We start from the raw sequence: 21,574 nt of genomic DNA on the forward strand, positions 1-21,574 counted from the left end.
CGTCGATCATGATTAGTTGCTCAGGAGTTCAGCGAAATCGTCGAACTCATAGCTGTGGTGGTCGTCGACGTCGGCGACGGCGATCGCCTTTGTACTGACACCGCTCCGGACGTGGTCGCGGGCAAGCGGGTTGATGGACCAGTCCATCGCGTCCGCCGAGATCGGAGTCGACTGCGCGTGGGCTGAGATAGTCGCGTTCGTCTCGGATGCGTTCGCGATTTCGACGAGCATCTGGTCGACCTGAACGACGCTCACCCGATTGTCGACGTCACGCATCACACACACGCCGTTACCCAGGTCGCCGCCCTTGGTGAAGGGCAGCAACCTTTTAGCCAGGGCGTCCCACTCCCCCTCGTTTGAATCCGAACGCTCTCGCAACAGCGCCAACGCCGACTTGGCCTCCGCGGTGCCCTTCTGCATGAACACGAACACTGTTGAAAACTGATTTTGATCAGTCTCTGCGGCGTCGGTCATCGCCTGCTCGATCATCTGAATGTCTTTGGCCTGCTGGGAGATGAACACGACGACAAAGTTCAGTGACCGGCCCTGGCGCAGAGCCCTCGAGATCAGTTCGCGTCCAGCCTGAATCGACGTCACGATGTATGCCTCGTCGATAAACAGAGCCCGAGGTCGACGCCCCCGCCGCTTGGAATGCGGACTGACCGATTCCGTTACGTCACCGAAGAAATTGTTGATCCGGTGCAAGGCTGTGAAAATGGCTGCTGCAGCCTCACGTTCAGTATCGCTCCACTCCGCAGCAGGCTTTTTCGGGTCGGGCGGTGTGAACCGGAAAAGTGTGATGACAGTGCGACGTTTCTTGATGCTTCGGAAGCCAACAGACCTGTCTGCCTGGCCGAACAGCAGACGCGAGTAGGGATTTACGGAGGCACCTTCCAGCCGCGACTTCAACCCTTGGAGGCGTGACAACTCGTGTTTCGCCGGCAGCCGTGACGACCAGTCCGTATTGCCTTCGCCAGCGGCCTCGGAAAGGGTCTCAATTTCTTCGTATAGCGACGCCGACAGTTCCGTCAAGGTCGGAATGTAGCTCTCTCCGCTGCTCTCAGCACTGCGGTAGTGCTCCTTCATCGCATAGAAGCCCTGCTCCAAGCGATCCCGATCCGAACGGTCAGGAATCAGCAACTCGAGCTGCGCACGGGCCAGCGCTTCACCGTCCTCGTAGGTGTCGGTCAAGGCCCACGCGCACAGCATTCCTCGCGGGCCGCCGAAGAGGTCGACAATGTCAGTTTCGTCCCAGAACTCTCGGTTGATCGGCTGAAACTTCGACTCAGGAGTGCCGAGAGTGCCGGCGCGGGCGTGGTTGGCGAAGTCGGGGTCGAGAACTTGCGGACCGAACGAGATGTAGTAGCAGAATCTTTCGATGTCATTCTTCGGGTCGGCGGCCACCACCTGAGTGCCTGACTCTGACATCCAGAAGAACAACATCAGCGCGAGGGCAGATTTGCCGCCACCGGATGCGCCGATGATGCCGATTCCCGCTCCGTTGTTACGTGCGACCTGCACGTGGGGATCGAAGTGCACGACTGCGCCGTTCTCCATGCAGTACCCGATGGCGACGCCGCGCCACCCAAGTACCTGACCGTTGCGGCTCACTTCCACTGCGTCCCCGACGCTTGGTGACGAGTCGAGCCTGGCCAGTGCAAGCGCTTCGAGGTTCGTCCACCGGGTACCGAGGTCGTATCCGAGCGTGTCGTCGCAAAGGTTGACCTTGCCGACGTAGGTCGGATCAGGGTCACCCGGGATCTGCTCGCGCAGAAGCGCATGCTGGATGTTGAGCGGGACGTGCAGGGTGAAGTCGGTGAATGCTGCTTGCACGTCCTGGACGGCTTTGGTGAGTTCCTTTCGGGAGGGGCACGAGATGGTCAGTCGTAATTGCCCGATCATCGCGGGTGTGGGTTCGATGTCTAGTTCGCGTTCGAGGTCCAAGGCGTCGCCAAGCACCTCGGAGAATTTGGCGTCGTCGATTTTGCCTGCGCCACCGCGGTCTGTCGCTTCATCTTTGATGAGTCCGATACGACGTTTCGCAAGCTTCTTCCAGGCCTCTGATGTCATGAGCTTGTAGCGCCAGCTCACCTCGACCTGAAATGGCATCGCACGCAGCGCACGTCCCCATGCGCGGTGATAGTGGAACGGCAGGACGGAGTCGCCATCGGCGATGACTAGGGTCGTCGTGTAACTCTTCCGAGGCTCGTCCGTTTCAGGGAAGGGCTCTGTGATTTCAACGCAGTCCGTCAGATTGTGCGCGTCGAAATCGACGATCTGATCGAAATATCCTGCACGCCAAGGTCGTGTGGACTGATAGTCGCGATCAGTCGGTGGTTGAAAATGTCCGTAGAGGGGTTTACGAGTGAGCCAAACCAGATCAGCTCGCGTGACCAATTCGGCACCGGACGCAGACAGCCGTCCCAACAACGTGTCGACAGCGTCACGAAATGGGTCAAGATCACTTGACCGGAAGTGCTCTTCGGCGACGTGGTCTGCCTTCCCAAGGATCAGCGTCATCGGATCAGACATGCTCGGGCCTGAGAAAGTTCCCAGCCGAATCATCAGGACCCGCCGTGGTTCTGGTGTGGTCTCGGAGATGTGGGGGGCCACTTTTTTGGTCGTCAACGTCTGAAACATTTTCGACGGATCCCACATCGCTCGATCGAGTTCGTCTTCCCAACGGGAGGTGTCGACGGGCTGATAGCGGACCAATTCGTGGCAGATCAGTGATGCGTCGCGGCCTTGTTCAGCTTCGACCCACATGAGGAGTTGCTTGTAGAAATCGGTGGATCGGTCGAATGCGAATTCCTGCTGAGTGCCTGAGGTGAAGTCGTCACTGTTTCCAGGGAGAATCACCCCTGTCCACATGCCGTCACCGATCAGGAACAAGCCGTCCTCTGCGTAACGCACACCGAGACGCTGGCGATCGGTACCCCGTTTGGGGGCCTTCGACTTTTTGCCGCCCTTGTTGGTGAGCCATCGATTCGCGACCCAATAGCTGAGGCCTGCGAGGCAGACTCCGACCAACGCCATGATGATGAGGATCTTCATGGTCGCGTCTCCTGACCGTAGTTTGTTGAACTTGATGTTTCGAGTAATTGATCGAAGGTGACTCGCGCTTTCCGCTTCGGGAAGAAATCGCCGGTACCAACGGGTTTCGGGTCATAGACCGGCCGTTGCAGGGGTGTGTCGAGATTGACCCGCGCCCATTCAGGACGCCAGATGACCGCGGTCCACTCCAACTTTCCGGGGTTCTTATTCGATGTGCCGCCTGAAATCAGGTCGGGATTCTTGAAGATCCTCGCCCAAGACAGCCGAACGAACTGGAAAGGCGATTCGTGGCTACTCCCCCACTTCCATTGGGACAATACATAAGTCGCGGCGAAGACGACCAACGCTCCGACAACAACAGTGAGAAATGTCTTTCCGATAGCGAATCCGATCGGCAGCAAAATGACGCCTGCCACCGCTGCCGCCGACACCGACACCGCTGCAAGCTGCCCGTCGACACCGCCGATCGACGCAAGGGAAATATCTTTACCTAACTGCCACATGCGGTTTCGGTGATTCATCACATGTGTGCGGTCAAGCGCCTCCCGCCCTTCGGGCATATTCGTCCTCCGCTGCCGTTGTCGTCCGGTTTGATTTCTATGTCACTCGACTTGGCTGTTGCCTGCTCCGCCGCCACCGTTTCCGGGCACCGACTCACCGGCCTCGACCATGTATCCGATGAACAGGGGTCCACCGCCTAGGACCAGGCCTGCGGCGAGCACGCCAAGCAGCTTCTGAATGCTCGATCGCCACCCGCCTTCTTTCGCGGATGCCACGGCGATCATGATTGCGATGACGATCATCATCAGCACGAGCAGGGCGCCACCGATGACCTTCAACATGGTCGATAGATTTCCGATGGAATCGGTGATTCCGCTGGCTCCCTCAGCCACGACCAGGACGGTGCTGTGTGTTCTCATGGAACTTCCTTTCTCCTCTGCCGGCGTCTACCGGAAGTGTTTGTACGACCGGCCTATTCGCCGTCGTTGGATCCTCGGGTCGAGGCAGCGCCGGGCACGAGATCGGTCGCCGATCCCAGGCCGGATCCACTACTCGCTGCGCCCTCACGGTCGACAAGACCCGCGCGAATGTCGGTGACTAGCCACTTGCCCGAGTTTCGGACGACGTCGACGCGGTATCCACTGGCCTGCATCGACTCAGATGCCGGAACATTCCATGTGACTCGAACCTCGGCGACTGCGATGTCCCCGTCTTGGTAGACGATCGCTTGATTCGACGCGGTGTTGGTGGCGCGCGGTGATCTCACCGTCACCTTCTCGATCTGCGGCTTCGTCACGACACCACCCAGACCGGTTCGTGCTCGCGGCCCGGCCGTATCTGCGAGGACGAGATTGAGCTGGCCGGCGTTCGAGGCGCCCCATGCGGAGAAGAACGGAGCCAACAAAGAGTCCTTCACCTGGCCTGCGAGTTGCATATCCTCGGTCAGCTTCGCCTTCGCCGGTGGTGGGTTTTCCAGGCGCATCGGGGCGGACACCCCGACGTCGCCGACTATCCGTAAGTCGTTGCCGGTCTTGCCGGATTTCACCCAGACTGGAACGGACATGGTTTGGTATTGGCCATCCGCCATTGAAACGATGAATCCCAGGTAGGCGGCCTCACCGGTGGCGAATTCCGTGATAGGAGTTACGGTCCCGTCCCACGCGATCATGGTGGGTTCTTGCTGCAGGCCACCTGATGTCCAGCCACATCCGGGTGCGGTTCCCGGCGTTGACATCGCTTTTAGGAGTTGTTCTCGCTTTTTCACAGCTTCGACGTCGCCGTGGGTCAAGCACACTGTGAGGTATTGCTGTGCAAATGCTGTCGCCGCGTTGGTGGGGAAGGTGGTGAGTCGATATGCGGCAGCATCGGAGGGCGAGATTGCGCCTTCGGCCGGCACCGCCGAACGCCCGACGGTGACACCGATGATCAAACCGACAACCGCAACGAACGCGAGGGCTGAGCTGCTGAGCGCCAGCGCTTTCCGGCCGCGGTATCGACTTCCGAGGACACCGGACTTGCCGACTTTGGCGATGTCGAAGTCGACGAGCTGAACTCCGTGTTGGTCGTACAGATCAGGTATTTCGTCTGTTTTCGCTTTGCTTCGAGGTAGCAGCGAGGAGCCCCTACCGAACCAGCGCTTCTTCGTGGGGGCCTTGTCGGTGTTCTCTCCGGTGGCAGCGCTGTCCACAGCGGTGTCGGCATCCGGGTCAGTGACCCGACGGCCAAGGTCGTCGACGAAGATTCGTTTGCCGGCCGAGTCCTGCAGCTCGTTTCCTGCCTCGTCGGACGCTACGAACACTCCGTCGCGGTGATTGAGCATCCACTTGTAGACACGCTCGTCACCGTCGTAGTCCCAGTTCGGGTTTGGTGCGATTGCAGATTCGAGCACGGGTGCCACAACGCTGGCGTGGTCCTTCTCCATACTCGGCCGGTGCATCTCATCCTGCGAAACTGGTTCAGGGCTTCTCCCGAGCAGCTGGTCGACACTGGCCCGAATGGAATCTCGTGCGGGGTTGTACATGCCGTAGATACGACGCACCGGGATCCGCTTGTCGTCGCGTGCGGGATTGAACCCGTCTGGCAGAACAACCGCGAGCCGGCCATCCAGTTCGGCGTCTTGCGACACACTCGCCCCTTCCGTCATGATGAGGCATCACTGCAGGTAAAGGCATGAATTTAGGCCCTCTGTCTGTGATGCAACTCCGATGCTGGAAACGATAGAGGACGGTGTTCCGGTCATCGCCGGATTTTGTAACTGCCATCCCTCATGCAGAGGGGGCGGCTGCGGGTAACACGCGATTCCGAATTCCTTGACCTGCGGTTCTTGCCTGCACGAGGCAGGCTGCCTCGCTTGAGGTGATGCGGCGTGGCTTCTCTTGGCGCTCGTTCTCGGCATCACGCTCGTATCCTTCAACCGCGCGGATTTCGTTCCGACGAACCCGGCGGCCGCGCGGGCTGCAGCAAGCGCATACGACGCGATCAACCCAGGGAGTGAACTTCCGCATGCGATCACGGCAAACGAGGACTGCGCCAACTACCCGGACTACCCGTGCTTCAATCCTGTGAGTTTTGCACTGACAAACGTCATTCCGGCATCGAACTCGAACTTGCGACCTGATTGGACAACGAGCTCACAGGCGTCAGTCCTCGTGACCTGGCGGTTTCCGGTCCTACGGATTTCCTCCTGGATATTCACCGCGATCCTTGTCGCTGGAGTGACCGGATTGCTTCGGAAGACGTGAGGCTGAGCGGGCAACGCCTCATGGAAGACGGCGATCCTCGCAACTGCTGGTGCGCAAGACTTTCCGGCGGAGGGATCGTGAATGGTATGAGATCAGTAGGGCCCAGCGTCGAAGGCCCGGGCCCTACTCGGCAAAGAACGCGAGGTCAGCGATCTCGCGGGTCAGATGCGATCAGGGCATCCCATCCAGCGGGGTCGGGCGCGGGTGGCACATCTTCGTAGACGTCAACGGTGGCGCCGGCATCGTAAGGGTCGGCGTAGAGATCTTCCGGTGGCGGCTCACTAACAGCGGAAACGTCCGCCGTGAACGATGTCGGTCCGGCCTTCGGTGTTACATCCACCTTCGCATCGGAATTGTCGACGATCTGATAGAGAAGCGAATCCGGCTTTGCCAGTTCGGCGTTGAGCCCTGCGCCAAGTTCGCGGGCAGCGTCACGCATCTGTTGGATCACTTCGGGATCAGCGTCGAATGGGTTGTAGCCATGGGCTGCTTCCAGGACTGTCACCATCTCCAGCACCTCGTACCAGTTGTTCGGGCCTTCCGGCGCAGTGGTGTGCACGGACTGCAGTTTCGGATCTTTGGTCACGAACAGCATTTCCCGCTGGTCTCGGTCCAAGGCTTGTGCGGTGCCGACCGGGATGCGATTCTCCTGTTGCTCGGCGCCACGCACCTTCTTCGATTCCGATGCCCCAGTGAACAAACGAAAGCGATTGTTCGACACTGATGTCTCGTTCGTTGCGTACTGCTTGGTGACGGACCCTGAGAAGTCGGATACCTCCTCGTCGTCGTCGCGACTTCCGATCTGCAGTACAAACAGGTTGGCGATCAGCCCCAACAGTCGTTGCAACCACACTCCCTTCCCATCATCGATCGTGCGGATGTCCGACAGGGACTGGGTGGATACGACAACACGAATGCCGACGTCGGCGCTCTTGTTGATCAGGTTGATCAGGGCCTCCGCTGATGCTTGATTCGCTGCTGAGCCGAGTTCTTCGATCTGTACGACGAACGGTGGCCACGGGGTGCTGTCGGCACCGCCAAGAGGTACACCGAGGAATGCGGCTACCGCAGCCTGCCGACCTCGTAGGGTCGCCACCGCATTCTGCAGATCCAGCAGGATCATCGTTCCCATCATGGCGGCGAAATCCGGATAGATCTGCGCGGGCAAACTGAAAACTACGATTTCACCGCGCAGAATCGCACGAATCAGGTCGATTTGACCGGCAGGCGCTCGACCGGTGCCGAAGGTTCCGGGATAGAACGCCGAGGAATTGACGTAAGTGGAGGCCAGTTCGCGAGTGGAAGAGACGGCTTTCGCGACAATGCTGCCTGATTTCTTCAACTCCGCGCTGACCGCCTGCACCCGTCCGCGAAGCGAGTCGATCCGAACCTCCGCATCACGTACGGACAGGTGCGGGTAGTACTTGAGCACTGTGCCGATGCTGAGTGCTTGTGCTTGCCGCTCCAACTCCCCGTCGGTCGCCGTCGACAGCATCTTCGTCAGCACTTCCAGCGAAGAGATGCGGGTCTTGCCGTCTTGGCCAACAGTCCTGTCGAAACCAGTCAATGCTGCTATGTTCCAGGCTAATTCGCTGACCTCCTGCGCTGACCTTAGGTAGGCGGCGGCGTCACCGTCTCGCGGTACGGATTTGAGAAACATCTCGGCTTTGGACTTCCCATTGCCCCGCGCCAATCCGTCATAGCGTGCGGGGACTGGCGGCGCATAGGGATGCAGTTGCGGGTACTCGCCGCTGCCATTGGGCGGAAGCAGGGAGAAATGGAGGAACGATCGGCCCTCTTGCTGTGCGAGCCGGGCCTTCTCCTTTACGACCGCGTCGTCGCCTTTGTAGTCGATCGTCACCGAACCACCGCCAAAAGTCCGAACTTGCTGGTCGCTGATCGACGACGCCAGTCGGGTCTTACCCGTGCGGGATCCGCCGACGATGAGCGTGGCGTTCTTAAAACTATTGAGGGGGCGAAGTACTGGCTGCCCGTACCGTCCGAGGCCAACTGCGACAACCGGCCCTAAGCGAGATTTCCACATATCAGCCCCTCAGGTAGTGCCCGGAGGCAACTTTGTTTCGTTCGATGTCACGGCGCCGACGATCGAGGATCCCCACGGGCCGCATGTTGGAGTGCTCCGCGCCTTCGATTCGGCCTCTTAGTGCGCGTGGGCGGCTACGGAACAGCACGATCAAGACGGCGGCGAGCGCGAAACCTACTGGCACGCCGAACCACAACTGGGTCCAGATGACGTGCAGGATGCTCATGTCAGCATTTGCCCGCGACCAACCGAGTAGGCCTGAACTGTCTGGCGGTAGATTTGCGGCCGGCGTATGGAGCCAGATCCGGGTGGTGAAGGACGTCGACCAGTACAACCAGGTAGTCAGGGAGAAGCCAGCGGCGGCGATGCCGATGATGGCGGTCACCGCCGCCCATATCGTCCACATCTTGACTCGGACACGCCGGATCTCGAATGCCAAGACTGCGAACACGATTGCCACGACAACGCCGGGAACCGCGGCGAGAGCTGCGAGGGCCAGCACCGCTGCAATCAACCGTGCCTGTGCGTTCGAACTCGACCCCGATTCCCGATCGCTGTCCGCGCCAATCGTTTTACCCATGAATTTGCGAACCTCCCGAATGCGGTGTGTCTCCGATTTCGCGATCATTCCACGAGGGGTTCCGGTGCCTGGCGGATTCGCATCGCTGCTGGTCCGCCTGTGTTGAGGGGCCGGGCAATTCGTGCCGCACTCTCACGAACCATTTTCAGATAATGGTGTGTCGCTGCAGCCCGCAGCGGAAATCAACCCATAGCCTTATCCGAAAGGTGTCGGCAGTGATGTAAAGTCACCGACATCGGAGATGAAACCACCATCTGAGAGGCGTGCCATGCCTGCAAATTGCAGCGCGGCCGGTAGCCGCGGACGACCGTCCAAGGGCGACCGGCAGTTTATTGCCACCCGCGTCCGCGCGGATGTCGATTCGTCGATCCGATCCATCGCCGACAACACCAAGACCCCGTTCGGTGACGTCGTGGGCACCATGCTGCTCATCGGCACCCGACACATCGACCAGTTCGACGAAGTCTTCAGGGAACTGCTACCGCTGACACGCACCACTGTCGACGGCCAGGTGCAGTTCGACCCGAGCGCCCATGACGCCATCACCAGCATCACAGGCCGCGCTCCGACCCCCGTCGAAACCCGCGCCCGAGAAATCCGCTCCGCGCTCTCCCCTCACGGGAAGATCCCGATGATGCTCGTGTTCTCGACGCTCCTGACCATCGGCGTACGCAACTGCGAGGGCGATGCCTTCACCGGTGCGCTCGCCGACATGTACGAACTCGCACTCGACCCGAAGCTCGCACGCAAGATGCTGAGTGAGAGTTCGATTCCCCGCCGTCTCGAAGAGCAGGGGGTATTGGCGCTGGCTATCTAGTCTCTGCGCCGATGACGGCGCCCCAATAACTCAATATTAGGGCACCACAGAATCAAGCATCTCAGGGGCGAAAACACACCCTGACATGCACGAAACCCCGCTCTTGCAGGAACGGGGTTTCGAGTATTCGAGTTAGGTCGGCCGAGTTGGAGCTCGGTGATCCGACATGGTGTCCCTCCCACCAGAAGGGACTCACTTGCTACGTGATGTCCAGGGTACAAGCACGCCCCGGTGTGCGTCCACTTCCCTGCCCAATTCGGGCGGGTCGGTCACACCTACCGACCCCGACAACTGCACATTCGCTACCACCGTTTTCGACACGGTGCGCCGCTGGTCGCCGCGCCTCACCATCCGCGTCGACACCGCCGGCGAACACACCTACGCCCCCACCCGGATGCCTTCCCAGGCACCGGAGGTGCCGTGGGCTCTCTACCTCGCAGACTCGCGCGGCCGCTTCCGGCTGCTGTGCCTCGACTTCGACGACAGGCAAGGTAACCAGCCCGGCGCTGCACGCAGAGCCGCCGAACAAGTCAGTCGTCGACTACACCAACTCGACACCCCACACCTACTCTGCGCCTCCGGCGGCCGCCACAGTCGGCACCTGTGGATCCGACTCTCCGAGACCGTCACTGCCACTCAAGTTCGTTCACTCGCAGCGGCGTTCACGCAGAAGTACAAAGACACCTTCGACGCCTCCGGCCTCCTCAACCCCACATCCGGTTGTGCGCGCGCACCTGGATCACCCCACCGCTACGGCGCGCCATCACAGCCACTGAGAACCGCCGGCCGAAACGCCGCCGCCGCACTTGCGTGGGCCGACACCGGCGCTGACCCCAGCGTCGTCGACAACCTCACCGCATGGGCGGGCGGCACCATGCCAGCTTCCACGCGCACCGACCGCCATCGCGATTCCGTCACACTGACGAAACGGCTGCGGACAATCGACTGCACCCGCGGAATGATCCCCGGCACCACACGACCACTCCCCGAACACATTCGGGCTCTCGCGAACACCGCCCCAACCGCATCCGCCGACACGTCCCGAATCTCGTGGTCCATCATGTTGTCTGCCGCGCACGCACACTGGTCCCTCGACGACATCACCGCCGCGGCGCTCACCGACCAACTCCCCGGACTCGAACACCTCCGCACTGAACCTGGCGGCGCCGGATATGGCGGCCGCAGAACACGGAAGACCCCCCACGCTCACATCGCACACCAGTGGGAGCGCGCCCTGAACGCGGTAGCAGCCGCACCAGCTACTCCCAAGGCCGACGTCCTCAGTCATGCACGCAAACACGTCCGTGCCGCGCTGGCGGCCGCCGAGAACACGCCATTCTTCCGTGGATCTGCACAAGGCTTCCGCCGGTGGGCAGCACTCGCAGTGATCGCAGACCTCATGTACCGAGCTGACAGCACGGACGACTTCGAGCTCGACGTACGCCGCTGGGCAATCGCGGCCGCCACTACCAAAACTATCCTCGCCGCCACGGTCTGGGAGCTCATAGATGCCGGCTGGCTCGTAAGAACCCGCCCACATTCAGGCCCGAAGGCCGCCGCGTACCGGTTAGTCATACCTGCAGTCCAGAAGGTCGGACACAAGGTTACCCACCCCCTGCCCCCCGCTCCGGAACACGCTCTCGAGCGGTCCCGGGCATACCTCAATCACTTGGGTCGTGATGTCTGGCAACACCACAAGCTCGGACCTGTAGCCGCGATGGTCCACTGGACCCTGAGCGTTGCCCCGGAATTGTCTCGGGCTCGGCTCCGACATACGACGGGCGTTTCGATCGACGTGTTTGAGGGAGTTCTGACCGCGCTGACGGCGAATCGTCTGATCCATCGCGGGCAGGCGGTGAACCGCGAGCGCGTGTATGCAGGTGTCGCAGGCTATCTGGGTGTCTCAGGGATGCTCGAACGTAGACAGACCAGGTACCGCCGCGAGTCGAAAGTCTGGGCGTGGTGGTGCAGTGAGATCGAATGGCGCGCAGCACCAGCGACGGCGAAACCGTCCTCTCCGGTGCGAGATCTGTACGGGCGCTTCCCGACCTATAGCGGCGGGCACTGCGATTGGTCAGCCGCAATGCGCCGAGTCGCGGCTGTAGAAACACAATGCGCGAAGGCCTCGACACACACAACTACGAGCACACCGTAAGACCCACCAGCGGATGAGTGCCGCAAGTCCGAACGTGAGTTCATACTGTTGGGCAGACACCGAGAAATCGAAAGGAGAGACAAGATGGCATCAACGATCACAACCGCGAACGGATCGAAGATTTACGGCCCAGGAAAACTGTCGGAAGAGCGGCTGCAACACGAACTAGCCTTGCGCCGGTGTCAATGGCCACGAAGTTCTCCCCGTAGGCGGCCAGTAGTTCTCCCCGCTGGTGGCCACGGGTTCTCCCCGGTGGCGGCCAGTTGTTTTTCCCCACCCGCTTTCTGATTTGGGTTAGCTGAAGGGCTTCACCCCCTTGCCGGTGGTGGCTTCGGTGAGGCGGAAGGAGTCGCCGTCGGTGACGACGACGTGCGCATGGTGCAGGAGCCGGTCAACGGTGGCGGTGGCCAATGTTTTGGGCATGATCTCGTCGAAGCCGGAGGGGTGCAGGTTGCTCGAGACGGCAATCGCTCGGCGTTCGTAGGCAGCGTCGACGAGGCGATAGAATCCTTCGGCGGCGTCTTCAGAGACCGGGAGCAGACCGATGTCGTCGACGATGATCAGGTCGGAGCGGATGATCCTCGTCAGGGCTCGGGCGATGGAGTCGTCGGCACGGTGCCGGCGGACCAGGGCACCGAGGTCTTCGATGGTGAACCAAGACACCGCCAGCCCAGCTTCGACTGCGGCCTGCCCGAGTGCCTCGGTGAAGTGAGACTTGCCAGTTCCCGAAGGCCCACAGACGCAGAAACATTCACGCCGCCCGACCCACTCCAGGGTGCGGAGCGCGTCCTGGGTGGCGCGGGGAATCGACGATTTCGTTTCGTCCCAGTCGCCGAAGGTCTTGCCGGTAGGGAAACCCGCGCGTTTGCGGCGAGTGTGCAGGTTCGCCCGGTCCCGGCCGGCGGCTTCCTCAGCGAGGAGAACCCGCACGACTTCGGCGGGGTCCCAGCGTTGGGCTTTCGCGGTCGGGATGATATCGCTCAAGGACCTGCGGATATGGGGCAGTTTCAGGCGTTTAGTCAGGTCGATCGCCTCGGCCAACGGGTCGCCGTTAGCGCTGGTAACAGTGCGCAAAGGGGTGCTCATCAGGCGTCATCGCTTTCATCGTCAGTAGTGGCTGGGCTGGCCGGCGCTGGTGTCTGGCCGAAGGTGGACCAGGCGGCGGTGCCCGGTTGCAGAGTGTGGTTCTCGCTGCGACGGACCGGATCAGCGTGTTCGTGGGTGACTTGGTAGTCGAGGATCGAGATCAGGTCCCGATCGGCGAACCGGCCGGTCATCGCCGCCGTCCCCAACGCTCTGTCGACTGCGTCCGGGGAGTGCAGCTTCGAAAGGTCCACGGCCTCGGCCATCTTCGCCCTGATGCGGCGCGCTCCCGCGGCGGCAGCCTCGACCAGCCAGCTGTTGGCACCCTGGCCCAACTGTAGGAAGGCGAGCTCGGCGGCGGTACGAGGCTTGGGCACCCGGTCGGCGGCGTCGCGGTCTGGGCGGGGTGGGTAGTGGTCGTTGTCGAGGACCGGTGAACCGGGTTGGCCGCGGCGGTGCCGCGCGACTTCGACTGCACCGCCATCATTGTCGACGGCGGTCACGATCAGCTCCTCACCATGGAAGCGGGCCCAGACCCGAGTGTCGATCAACGTGTGCGGCACCGAATACCGCACCCCTTCCACCGAGATCGTCGACTCCCAGTTCACCCGCCGGGTAGTGCCGAACACCGCGGTGAACGGAGATTTCGGCAGCGGATGCAGCCGCTGCAACTCTTCGGCCAGCCGCTCGACCGGCCGCCGCCGAGTAGAGCTGTGGACGCGGGTGTTGACGTCGGTGCAGAACTGCCGGCAAGCCGACTCGAGCTCACCGAAAGAGTGATACTGCTCGCGCAGGTTCACCTCCTTCGGCAACAGGTCGGCTTTGGCGATCCGCACCGTCGCCTCACTTCCTCCCTTCGACTCCGGATCAGCAGGTAAACACGTCCGCAGCGTCGTGCCGTAATGCCGTGCCACCTCCACGATCTCCGGATTGCGGACCGCGATCCCGGCCACGTGATCGATCGTCGCGGTCTTCTCGTTGTCGGTGAGGACATAGACCGGAACCCCGCCCAAGCGGCGGAATGTCGCATCCAAACACGCCGCCACCGTCGGCAATGTCTTGTCCCAGATCGGGATCACCACCCGAAATCGCGACCACGCCAACCATGCGCAGAACAACGTCGTCTTCCGGCCGGAAATCGTTGGCCCGTCACCGAAGTCGTACTGTAACCACAGCCCAGGTTCGGTTACCCACGGCCGATACACTCGCCGCCGACCAGCCCGAAACTGGGCCTTCGCCTCCGCGACCGTCCGGCGCGTGGTCCGCTCACCGCCGGTGAACCCCAGCGCGACGATCCGTTCGTGGATGACATCCGCGCGGACCTTGCCCTGCGAGCGGACCACCAACTCCTCGATCTTCGGCAGAAAGTCGTCGATCGCCCGCGCTCGATGCCGCCGGCGGTCCGGCGGCTGCCCCGCAGCGCGCATCTGCACATACCGGGCCACCGTGTGGTGATCACACCCAGCCAGCTCCGCCGCCGCCCGATAACTACCCGTGAGGTCGTACGCCTCCAAAATTTCCATGATCTCCCTGCTCGATTTCATCCACCCAGCGTTGCCGGGACCGAATCTGACTCACAGCAGGTGGGGAACTATCTGGCCGTACGCGGGGAGAAACCATGGCCACAAAATGCGCCATAAATGGCCGCCAGTGGGGAGCTTACGATGGCCGTCGACAGCAGCCTTCGCGCACTGGGTTGACGCGATCAGTGACATCGTCGAAAACTCCATCACCGACGGAGAACTCACCGACACCCCCACCGCGCACCGACTCGCATGGAACCTGTGCGCTGGCACCGTCGGAGCAGCCAACGCATCAGCAACCCTGCGAGAAGACATCGACCTCGCAACCTGTCTCGAAGGCGTGGTAACAGCGCAGTTGCGCAATGCCTTCACGCCCGCCTGATCTAAAATACGGGTGTCGACCTCAATATCAACTGGTCGAAATTGCTTGAGGGACAACTAGACCGACAACATCTGCACCATTGACTTAGCGGCCGGATCCCACTTTCGAGCTCAGTTCTCGACCCGAGGGGTCCGGCCGCTAGCTTCCCGCTCGATCCGCGCAAGCTGGATATTGGTATACAACGACGAACGCTTCAAACCCGTGTTCTTACATAGTGTTTCGATCTTGAACTGGCCCGTCTCATAAATTTGCAGTAGGTACGCACGCTCCTCGGGCGAGAGCTTGTGCGGCCTACCTTTCATCTTCCCAGCAGCTGTCGCGGCGGCAACAGCATCACGAGTGCGGGAACGAATCAGATCCGACTCGAACTCCGCCATCAACGCAAGAATGCCAATGAACATCTTCCCCATCGGATCAGCCGGGTCGTACACCTGACCATCAATCGACAGCGACACACCCTTCTCCGCGATCCGCTCCACCGTCTCATGCAAATCCTTCGCCGAGCGAGACAGCCGATCGAGCTTCGTCACACAAAACACGTCGCCGGCCCGAGCCGCGTTGATCGCATTATCCAAACCCGGCCGGCGAGCCTGCCGGCCACTGACACCATGATCGACATAGACCATGTCACGATCCACCCCGGCCTTCGCCAGAAGATCAACCTGAACCGCCGTGTCTTGCCGGACCGTACTGCACCGCGCATACCCGATTTTCACGCCACCCCCACTGCCGAACACGAATTGTCCACTAGAGCCTATGCCATAACGGACAAATCCAACGGACACCAAAATTGGACGTTTCGGTACGAAATTTCGCCACGTCAGTCGCACCCAGACGCCCGATCTTCACCGTCCGGTATGACGAGGGTCAAAACGCACACCCAAAGCCGCAGAAAGGCGCTCAGGGCTCCGCCGAGGATTCCTGAGCATCTAGCGGTGCTACTCGCCCGGGCCAGATACCCTATGGGGGTGCAACGACAGAATGGTCAGCTGAAATTCGTCTTGGACTCGCGACCTGGTCCGTTACCCGAGCCTCCCTACGTGTGGCTTTGGGAAGATAACTGGGACGACTTCGGTTTCAAAACCATGTACTCCGCTTCGCTTCGTACAAGTGGGTCCGACGAAGATTTCAAGCTCGGGAATGTTAAGATCCTCCAGCGAAATCAGGAGGGTAGTCGCCCCAAACTTTCGCCGCTATTTGAAAATCTTAATGATGACTTCTGTTCAATAGGGCAAAGTATTGAGTACTACGAGCAACTGATGAAGATCCCTCGGGACCTAAGGCATAGCTACTTGGTTGCACTTAGAGATGCGGCCTATGACCCTGTGATCGAAGAAGCGTTCGAAGGGCAGGCGGGGTGGAATACGTCTTTACTGCGATTTGGTGAGGCAGTAAATAACCTTAAGGCGGGAAGGGAACTCCTTCATGGAAATAAGCTAAGTACGGATCGAATGTCATTCCAATTCGAATGGCGCAGAGAAGGATCGACAAGTCTGCTGCCATTCGAGTTTGACGACTCAAGAGATCTACCGGGGCGAAGCAACGTCCTGATCGGATACAACGGAGTGGGAAAAACTACTTTGCTCGCCGATCTCGCGCTCGCAGCAAGCAGTGGCCGAGGTGATGCAGGCTCCAATAAGTCTGAAATATCGGGCACCGACACAACCTTCGGTGCAGTCGTAGCCATCTCCTACAGCGCCTTCGACACATTTAAAACGCCAGAAAGCATTCTTGGCGTGGGGGATAAAAATTCGAATAGTGCCTCGAATGTCGCGTTCGGATACGTGTACTGCGGGCTGCGCCGCCAGACAAGCATGGAGAATGAAAATTTTGAGTTGAAATCAATCGACGAGATTCAGTCCGAATTCATGGAGGCGCTAAATGCAATCGGGCGGCTGGAAACTCGCGAATACTTGATTTCGGCGTTTCAAGCCCTTGCCCGCGAACCATCTTTTGGACAGGCTGGAATCGATCTGACGAAACTGGGCGATGGGATAAATCAAATCGAGGCGATAGCAGCCTTCGAAGAACTCAGCACGGGCCATAAAATTGTTTTGAACATTGTCACTCAACTCGCTACTCGTCTTCGTACCCGATCTCTAGTTCTAATCGACGAGCCAGAGACACACCTGCACCCGCCCTTGGTTGCGGCATTGCTTCGCGCGATCCAGTTGCTACTAGCAGAAAGCAACTCATTTGCAATTATCGCGACACACAGTCCAGTAGTTGTGCAAGAAATGCCGTCGCAATTTGTGCGCATCCTCGAACGTGACGGCGGTCCCGCGACTCTCCGGCAACCCGAAATCGAAACATTTGCAGAGAATATCGGTTCCATCACAAGGCATGTCTTCTCGCTCGACAACAGTGCCACTGATTATCAAGGTACTCTACGAATGCTCGCGAAGAACCATACTGAAGAAGAAATTAGCGAGATGTTTGAGAACGGACTCAGCGTGCAAGGCCGAGCGCTTGTAGCGAACTATCGGAATCTGCAATGATCGGCGCCATTGAGACGACGACCAGTGACGTAGAAAACTACCGGTACGTCGCCGCCGATCAGAAATCTAAGGGAAATCTTCGCCCAGACGCTCTGGCTGCAAAAGTTCTCGAACTTTATGTCACGTATATGGACCGAGTTATGGACAAAGGTGGCCCGCAGGCCGATCCCGATATATCCGAGCTTGATCAAGATGAACTGGAAAAGAACGCGCCTTATCTGAACCTGGTTTACTTCAAGCGTGTGAAAGAGTCGATTAAAAATGAATCAACTCCATGGAAGAAGTGCCCCTACTGTTACCAGCTTAAAGCAACTGAAATCGATCACTATCTCCCCAAATCAATATTTGGTGAGTACGCCGTATATGCGCCTAACCTAGTTCCGATCTGTCGGATATGTAACGGAAAAAAGCTAAACAAATACTCTCATCCAGACGGTGGACGGCGATTCCTTCACCCGTACTTCGATAAACTTCCCGAAAAACCCGACCTGTACTTGACCGCCTCTGTCTCGGTCGGAACCTCCGTGACTATCATCTTCACGGTTGTTCGGCCTGTTAGTATGGCGGAGGAAATATGGAAGATACACCGTCATCAATTTGCCGAACTGGATCTAGCAGCTCGATATGCGGAAGATTCGGTCGAAACAGTGACCGGTATGCTATCCGCTCTGGAGGAGTTCTACAGGATCGGTGGTTCAGCAAATGTTTCCAGTTACCTACAGCTTGAGTATAGAACAAAGAAACGTAACTACGGGCCTAATCACTGGTGGCCAGTCCTGCTAGCTGCACTCGCCTCCTCTAACGAGTTTTGCGACGGCGGATTTAAAGTCCTCGACTCAAATATCCCTCTTGAAGTGTGAAGTTTCGGAACGATCTGGCGCGATGACGATAACTACCGACTTTGCGGGTCGGGAGAAATGTTTCCAGTTCTCACTCAGGTTTGTATGAGCGCTTCGGATTACTGGAAGCTGACGCATTCTTCTGGCATGTCGGGCCACCGGACTATCCTCGAACTCGCGACGAGCACCAGGTCGCCACACTGACCAGACCGAAGCGCAAGCCGAAGTCCTGACCTGCAACAATCCTTGCAGATCGGTCACACGTGGCGACCTGATACTCATTCACCACCACAAACCAGAGCTACCGCGACACCACCCGTGGTCCAGTTCCGTCGCTCCCGCACAATCACCACGCCAGCGCACCGAGCGGGAGGTGCCCACCACCGCACACACCCACCGCCGGCCACACACAAGAACCGAACGACACCTCCGGCGCCGTTGCCGCTACGCAGCCCCGAGTGGTCAAGAAAGTCGTCGTACAAGTCGCCCCAGAACACCATGCCGGGGACCCGACCCGTCAACCCACGCTCCGCTCTACGGGGTTGACAGCCCACCCTCGACCTGGTGACAGGGGAGCGACTCTACCGACTCTCAGAAAGGCATCACCATGACCGAAACAGCCGCTCCCACACGATTTGTCGCGATACCCCGCACCGAAGAACACGGCGGATACGAGAACGAGTGCTTCACCCATTACGTCCAAGACAACGGCGGCCGCTACTGCCTTCGAGGACCGATGGTCCAGTCGGACGCGGAATGGCTTGCAAGCAAGATGAATACACAGTTGAGCTAGTCAACCAAGAAGGCCCGCACCGGATGGCGGATTCGGTGCGGGCCTGACTGGTGTACTCCTATGCCGGGGTAGGACGCTCGGGCATCTTCATCATGATGAGCTCCGCGCCATCCTTGTACCGGTACGCCCACCGACCATCCGAAGTCAGCACCGTGCCGGCCTGGCCCTCATCCGGGGCTGGACCCCACCCAACCCTTGAACCTCATCCGGTTCCGCAGTCTCGCTCATCTCACTATTGTCTCAACCTCGGAAAACCGGCCGAAACCAGTACAAACCCGCGCACAGTAGAAGGCATGAGCGCCGCCACCGGAAAACCAGTGCCGCCGATGCTCGCCACACTCGGGCAGCCACCAACGGGGGAGCGCTGGGCCTTCGAGTCGAAATGGGATGGAGTCAGAGCCATCGCCACCACCGGCACCAAACCGCCGGCACTGTGGTCGCGCAACGGCAACAACTTCAGCGCCTCGTTTCCCGAGATCGTCGACGCACTCAGCGCCGTGCTCGACCACCGCGAAACCGTCCTCGACGGCGAGATCGTCTCACTCGGCCCCGACGGTGTCCCGTCCTTCTCCCGATTACAGCGCCGGATGCACGTCCTCAAACCCACCGCGCAGCTCCGCAACGACGCCCTGACCACCTACTACGTCTTCGACGTCCTCGACATCGACGGAACATCGACCACCGACCTGCCCTACCTCGAACGCCGCGAAGCGCTCGCCAACCTCAGCCTCGAACACCCGCGCATCAAAGTCCCACCCCACTGGCTCAACGTCGACGGACCGACCATGCTCGAGGTCGCCCGCACACACCACCTCGAAGGCATCGTCGCCAAAAGCATCACCTCGACCTACCAACCCGGAAAACGGTCCCCGAGCTGGCTGAAAACACCGCTCCGCGCCAACACGGAAGGAATCATCTGCGGATTCGTCCCCGGATCCGGCAATGCCGCCGGCGGAATCGGATCTCTCATCCTCGGCGCCCACGACGACTCCGGATCGCTCGTCTACATCGGAAACGTCGGCACCGGATTTTCTTCGAGACAGCGCCGCGAACTACGCGAACAACTCATCGACATCGAACGACCCACCAGCCCGTTCGCGATCGCGCCACCACGAGCAATCACCCGTGAAGCCCGCTGGTCAGAGCCGCTTTTAGTGTGCGACGTCGAGTACCGCGAGTACACCGGCGGCGGACTCAGACACCCAGCATTCAAAGGTATGCGCATCGACAAGACCGCCGATGACGTCGACCTCCCCGGCCGACACTGACCACCGGCACGACGAGCAGCCGGAACCCAAAACAGATGCATCAAACTTGCATCTGATGCAACCCGTCTCCCTGACCTCGGACATGACGAAGCCGCCGGCACCGAAAGGTGTCCAGCGGCTTCACAGGGTCGGTGCCCGTCTTGCGCCTCTCGGCAAGTGGCCGCTCGAAGCGGCATTTCTGGGGTGGTACCCGGGGCAAAGAACCGAACACCGACAGCCTCTACAACGAACACCGTCGCAGAGTTATTCCGATCCGCTGACCAGCGCTGGCGGTCATTTCCGGGTGATGATCGTCCGCAACACGAAGCGGAAGACCACCGCGGTACCGGCCCCGACTGCCACGCCGGCCACCACGTCGGCCAGAAGAACCCCGACGGTGACACCGAGGACCGTTGCGGCCACGATCGCCAAAGCGACATCGGCAGGCGCCGGCCGAGGACTGGTGATCGCACTTCCCCTTCCGCGACAGTCGACGACGTACTCGCACAGATCATCACACGGCGTTTGGCGCGGAAGTCGGACCCACGCTGTTCAATGGGACAGGAACCGACTACGAGGAGGTCAGGCCATGTGCGGGCGCTATGCAAGCACAAGCTCAAGCAAGGAATTGCAGTCGTTTTTCGACACCATGCAAACCGTCGGCGACGAACTGCCCCCGTCCTACAACGTCGCCCCCACCCAACCTGTCCGGGTGATCCTCGAACGAACCCCACACGAGGAACCCGACGCCGAGCCCCAGCGCCAGCTCAGAACTGCCAAATGGGGCCTGCTCCCTGCCTGGGCAAAAGATCGGAAGATGGCGTCCAAACTCATCAACGCCCGCAGCGAAACCGTCACGGAGAAGCCCTCATTCAGAAATAGTGCATCCAAACGGCGCGCCATCATCCCGGCCACGGGATACTACGAATGGATGAAAAGCGAAGCAGGGTCGAAGATTCCGTACTTCCTTCACGGCGAGGACGACATCCTTGCAATGGCCGGACTCTACGAGTTGTGGCCCGATCCCGAACTGCCCGAAGATGATCCGAACAAATGGGTATGGACTTGCACAGTCTTGACCCGGCCAGCCTCAGATTCCTTGGGGCACATACACGACAGATCCCCGCTGATTCTGCCCGAATCATTCTGGGAGCACTGGCTCGACCCGACACTCACTGATAAAGGTGAAGTCCAGGCCATGATCAACTCCGTTCCGGAGCCGCACCTCGAACCCTATGAAGTCTCGACCGCTGTGAACTCTCCGAGGAACAACGGTCCGAGTTTGCTCGAGCCGATCGCCGGACCGGCGTAAAGCTC

General features: G+C 60.0%; 19 protein-coding genes. 9 read left to right on the forward strand and 10 right to left on the reverse strand.

Features of this window, described 5'->3' with window-relative positions; genetic code table 11:
* Positions 1-12 precede the first annotated feature (12 nt).
* Genes BH682_RS31410 through BH682_RS31425 form a run of 4 tightly spaced genes read right to left on the reverse strand, consistent with a single transcriptional unit; the run spans position 13 to position 5,680 of the window.
* A complete protein-coding gene (locus BH682_RS31410) occupies positions 13-3,054 on the reverse strand; it encodes an ATP-binding protein (protein WP_064113439.1) in 3,042 nt (1,013 codons plus the stop codon).
* Positions 3,051-3,614 carry a hypothetical protein gene (locus BH682_RS31415; RefSeq protein WP_157127678.1) on the reverse strand — a complete coding sequence of 188 codons (564 nt, stop codon included), beginning with the start codon at positions 3,612-3,614 and terminating at the stop codon, positions 3,051-3,053. Before BH682_RS31415 ends, BH682_RS31410 begins: the two co-directional genes overlap by 4 nt.
* A gap of 42 nt (positions 3,615-3,656) precedes the next feature.
* Positions 3,657-3,974: a hypothetical protein gene (locus BH682_RS31420; RefSeq protein ID WP_064113437.1), complete on the reverse strand. Its 318-nt coding sequence runs from the start codon at positions 3,972-3,974 to the stop codon at positions 3,657-3,659.
* Positions 3,975-4,027: 53 nt separating this feature from the next.
* On the reverse strand, positions 4,028-5,680 hold the full coding sequence (locus BH682_RS31425; RefSeq protein WP_197494262.1) for a conjugal transfer protein: 1,653 nt from the start codon (positions 5,678-5,680) through the stop codon (positions 4,028-4,030).
* 250 nt (positions 5,681-5,930) lie between these two features.
* Between BH682_RS31425 and BH682_RS31430 the strand changes: the two genes are divergently transcribed.
* Positions 5,931-6,296, forward strand: a complete 366-nt coding sequence (locus BH682_RS31430; protein ID WP_064113435.1) for a hypothetical protein — start codon at positions 5,931-5,933, stop codon at positions 6,294-6,296.
* A 145-nt stretch (positions 6,297-6,441) separates the two neighbouring features.
* On the opposite strand, the gene BH682_RS31435 is transcribed toward BH682_RS31430, so the two are convergent.
* Entirely contained in the window at positions 6,442-8,157 is a 1,716-nt protein-coding gene (locus BH682_RS31435; RefSeq protein WP_075835904.1) for a TraM recognition domain-containing protein, read from the reverse strand.
* A 184-nt stretch (positions 8,158-8,341) separates the two neighbouring features.
* Entirely contained in the window at positions 8,342-8,920 is a 579-nt protein-coding gene (locus BH682_RS31440; protein WP_156519331.1) for a hypothetical protein, read from the reverse strand.
* Positions 8,921-9,188: 268 nt separating this feature from the next.
* On the opposite strand from BH682_RS31440, the gene BH682_RS31445 reads away from it, so the two are divergent.
* Positions 9,189-9,737 (forward strand): hypothetical protein, encoded by a 549-nt coding sequence (locus BH682_RS31445; RefSeq protein ID WP_047269201.1) that lies wholly within the window; start codon positions 9,189-9,191, stop codon positions 9,735-9,737.
* Between the two features lie 322 nt (positions 9,738-10,059).
* Entirely contained in the window at positions 10,060-11,892 is a 1,833-nt protein-coding gene (locus BH682_RS31450) for a hypothetical protein (protein ID WP_075835906.1), read from the forward strand.
* A 294-nt stretch (positions 11,893-12,186) separates the two neighbouring features.
* Here BH682_RS31450 and istB read toward each other — a convergent pair whose 3' ends face one another.
* The gene (istB, locus tag BH682_RS31455) at positions 12,187-12,978 is read right to left on the reverse strand and encodes an IS21-like element IS1415 family helper ATPase IstB (protein ID WP_003944771.1); all 792 of its coding nucleotides are present in this window, start codon (positions 12,976-12,978) and stop codon (positions 12,187-12,189) included.
* Entirely contained in the window at positions 12,978-14,519 is a 1,542-nt protein-coding gene (gene istA / locus BH682_RS31460; protein ID WP_030538069.1) for an IS21-like element IS1415 family transposase, read from the reverse strand. The genes istB and istA overlap by 1 nt, the downstream gene beginning before the upstream one ends.
* Positions 14,520-14,625: 106 nt before the next feature.
* Here istA and BH682_RS31465 point away from each other — a divergent pair, with 106 nt between their 5' ends.
* Positions 14,626-14,880 (forward strand): hypothetical protein, encoded by a 255-nt coding sequence (locus tag BH682_RS31465; RefSeq protein WP_232354264.1) that lies wholly within the window; start codon positions 14,626-14,628, stop codon positions 14,878-14,880.
* A gap of 110 nt (positions 14,881-14,990) precedes the next feature.
* Here the strand turns inward: BH682_RS31465 and BH682_RS31470 are convergent, their stop codons facing one another.
* Positions 14,991-15,596: a recombinase family protein gene (locus BH682_RS31470; protein WP_019750088.1), complete on the reverse strand. Its 606-nt coding sequence runs from the start codon at positions 15,594-15,596 to the stop codon at positions 14,991-14,993.
* 324 nt (positions 15,597-15,920) lie between these two features.
* Here BH682_RS31470 and BH682_RS31475 point away from each other — a divergent pair, with 324 nt between their 5' ends.
* From BH682_RS31475 to ligD, 4 genes are all read left to right on the forward strand, one after another.
* Positions 15,921-17,378 carry an AAA family ATPase gene (locus BH682_RS31475; RefSeq protein ID WP_190287616.1) on the forward strand — a complete coding sequence of 486 codons (1,458 nt, stop codon included), beginning with the start codon at positions 15,921-15,923 and terminating at the stop codon, positions 17,376-17,378.
* A complete protein-coding gene (locus tag BH682_RS31480; RefSeq protein ID WP_064075721.1) occupies positions 17,375-18,238 on the forward strand; it encodes an HNH endonuclease in 864 nt (287 codons plus the stop codon). The genes BH682_RS31475 and BH682_RS31480 overlap by 4 nt, the downstream gene beginning before the upstream one ends.
* A gap of 586 nt (positions 18,239-18,824) precedes the next feature.
* The gene (locus tag BH682_RS31485; protein ID WP_064075722.1) at positions 18,825-19,010 is read left to right on the forward strand and encodes a hypothetical protein; all 186 of its coding nucleotides are present in this window, start codon (positions 18,825-18,827) and stop codon (positions 19,008-19,010) included.
* Positions 19,011-19,303: 293 nt separating this feature from the next.
* On the forward strand, positions 19,304-20,278 hold the full coding sequence (gene ligD, locus BH682_RS31490; protein ID WP_075835908.1) for a non-homologous end-joining DNA ligase: 975 nt from the start codon (positions 19,304-19,306) through the stop codon (positions 20,276-20,278).
* Positions 20,279-20,551: 273 nt separating this feature from the next.
* Here the strand turns inward: ligD and BH682_RS37135 are convergent, their stop codons facing one another.
* Positions 20,552-20,680: a hypothetical protein gene (locus tag BH682_RS37135; RefSeq protein ID WP_256063984.1), complete on the reverse strand. Its 129-nt coding sequence runs from the start codon at positions 20,678-20,680 to the stop codon at positions 20,552-20,554.
* 166 nt (positions 20,681-20,846) lie between these two features.
* On the opposite strand from BH682_RS37135, the gene BH682_RS31495 reads away from it, so the two are divergent.
* Positions 20,847-21,569 (forward strand): SOS response-associated peptidase, encoded by a 723-nt coding sequence (locus BH682_RS31495; protein ID WP_064074597.1) that lies wholly within the window; start codon positions 20,847-20,849, stop codon positions 21,567-21,569.
* The last annotated feature ends 5 nt before the right edge of the window (positions 21,570-21,574 follow it).

The sequence above is a fragment of the Rhodococcus sp. YL-1 genome, from assembly GCF_001942025.1.
GTDB classification, from domain to species: Bacteria; Actinomycetota; Actinomycetes; order Mycobacteriales; family Mycobacteriaceae; genus Rhodococcus_F; species Rhodococcus_F qingshengii.

Bases quoted from the DNA above. Each gene is read 5' to 3' on its own strand.
- BH682_RS31440 (WP_156519331.1), bottom strand. From the start codon at position 8,920: ATGGGTAAAACGATTGGCGCGGACAGCGATCGGGAATCGGGGTCGAGT.
- istA (WP_030538069.1), bottom strand. From the start codon at position 14,519: ATGAAATCGAGCAGGGAGATCATGGAAATTTTGGAGGCGTACGACCTC.
- BH682_RS31445 (WP_047269201.1), top strand. From the start codon at position 9,189: ATGCCTGCAAATTGCAGCGCGGCCGGTAGCCGCGGACGACCGTCCAAG.
- BH682_RS31485 (WP_064075722.1), top strand. From the start codon at position 18,825: ATGACCGAAACAGCCGCTCCCACACGATTTGTCGCGATACCCCGCACC.
- ligD (WP_075835908.1), top strand. From the start codon at position 19,304: ATGAGCGCCGCCACCGGAAAACCAGTGCCGCCGATGCTCGCCACACTC.
- BH682_RS31410 (WP_064113439.1), bottom strand. From the start codon at position 3,054: ATGAAGATCCTCATCATCATGGCGTTGGTCGGAGTCTGCCTCGCAGGC.
- BH682_RS31495 (WP_064074597.1), top strand. From the start codon at position 20,847: ATGTGCGGGCGCTATGCAAGCACAAGCTCAAGCAAGGAATTGCAGTCG.
- BH682_RS31415 (WP_157127678.1), bottom strand. From the start codon at position 3,614: ATGCCCGAAGGGCGGGAGGCGCTTGACCGCACACATGTGATGAATCAC.
- BH682_RS31480 (WP_064075721.1), top strand. From the start codon at position 17,375: ATGATCGGCGCCATTGAGACGACGACCAGTGACGTAGAAAACTACCGG.
- istB (WP_003944771.1), bottom strand. From the start codon at position 12,978: ATGAGCACCCCTTTGCGCACTGTTACCAGCGCTAACGGCGACCCGTTG.
- BH682_RS31420 (WP_064113437.1), bottom strand. From the start codon at position 3,974: ATGAGAACACACAGCACCGTCCTGGTCGTGGCTGAGGGAGCCAGCGGA.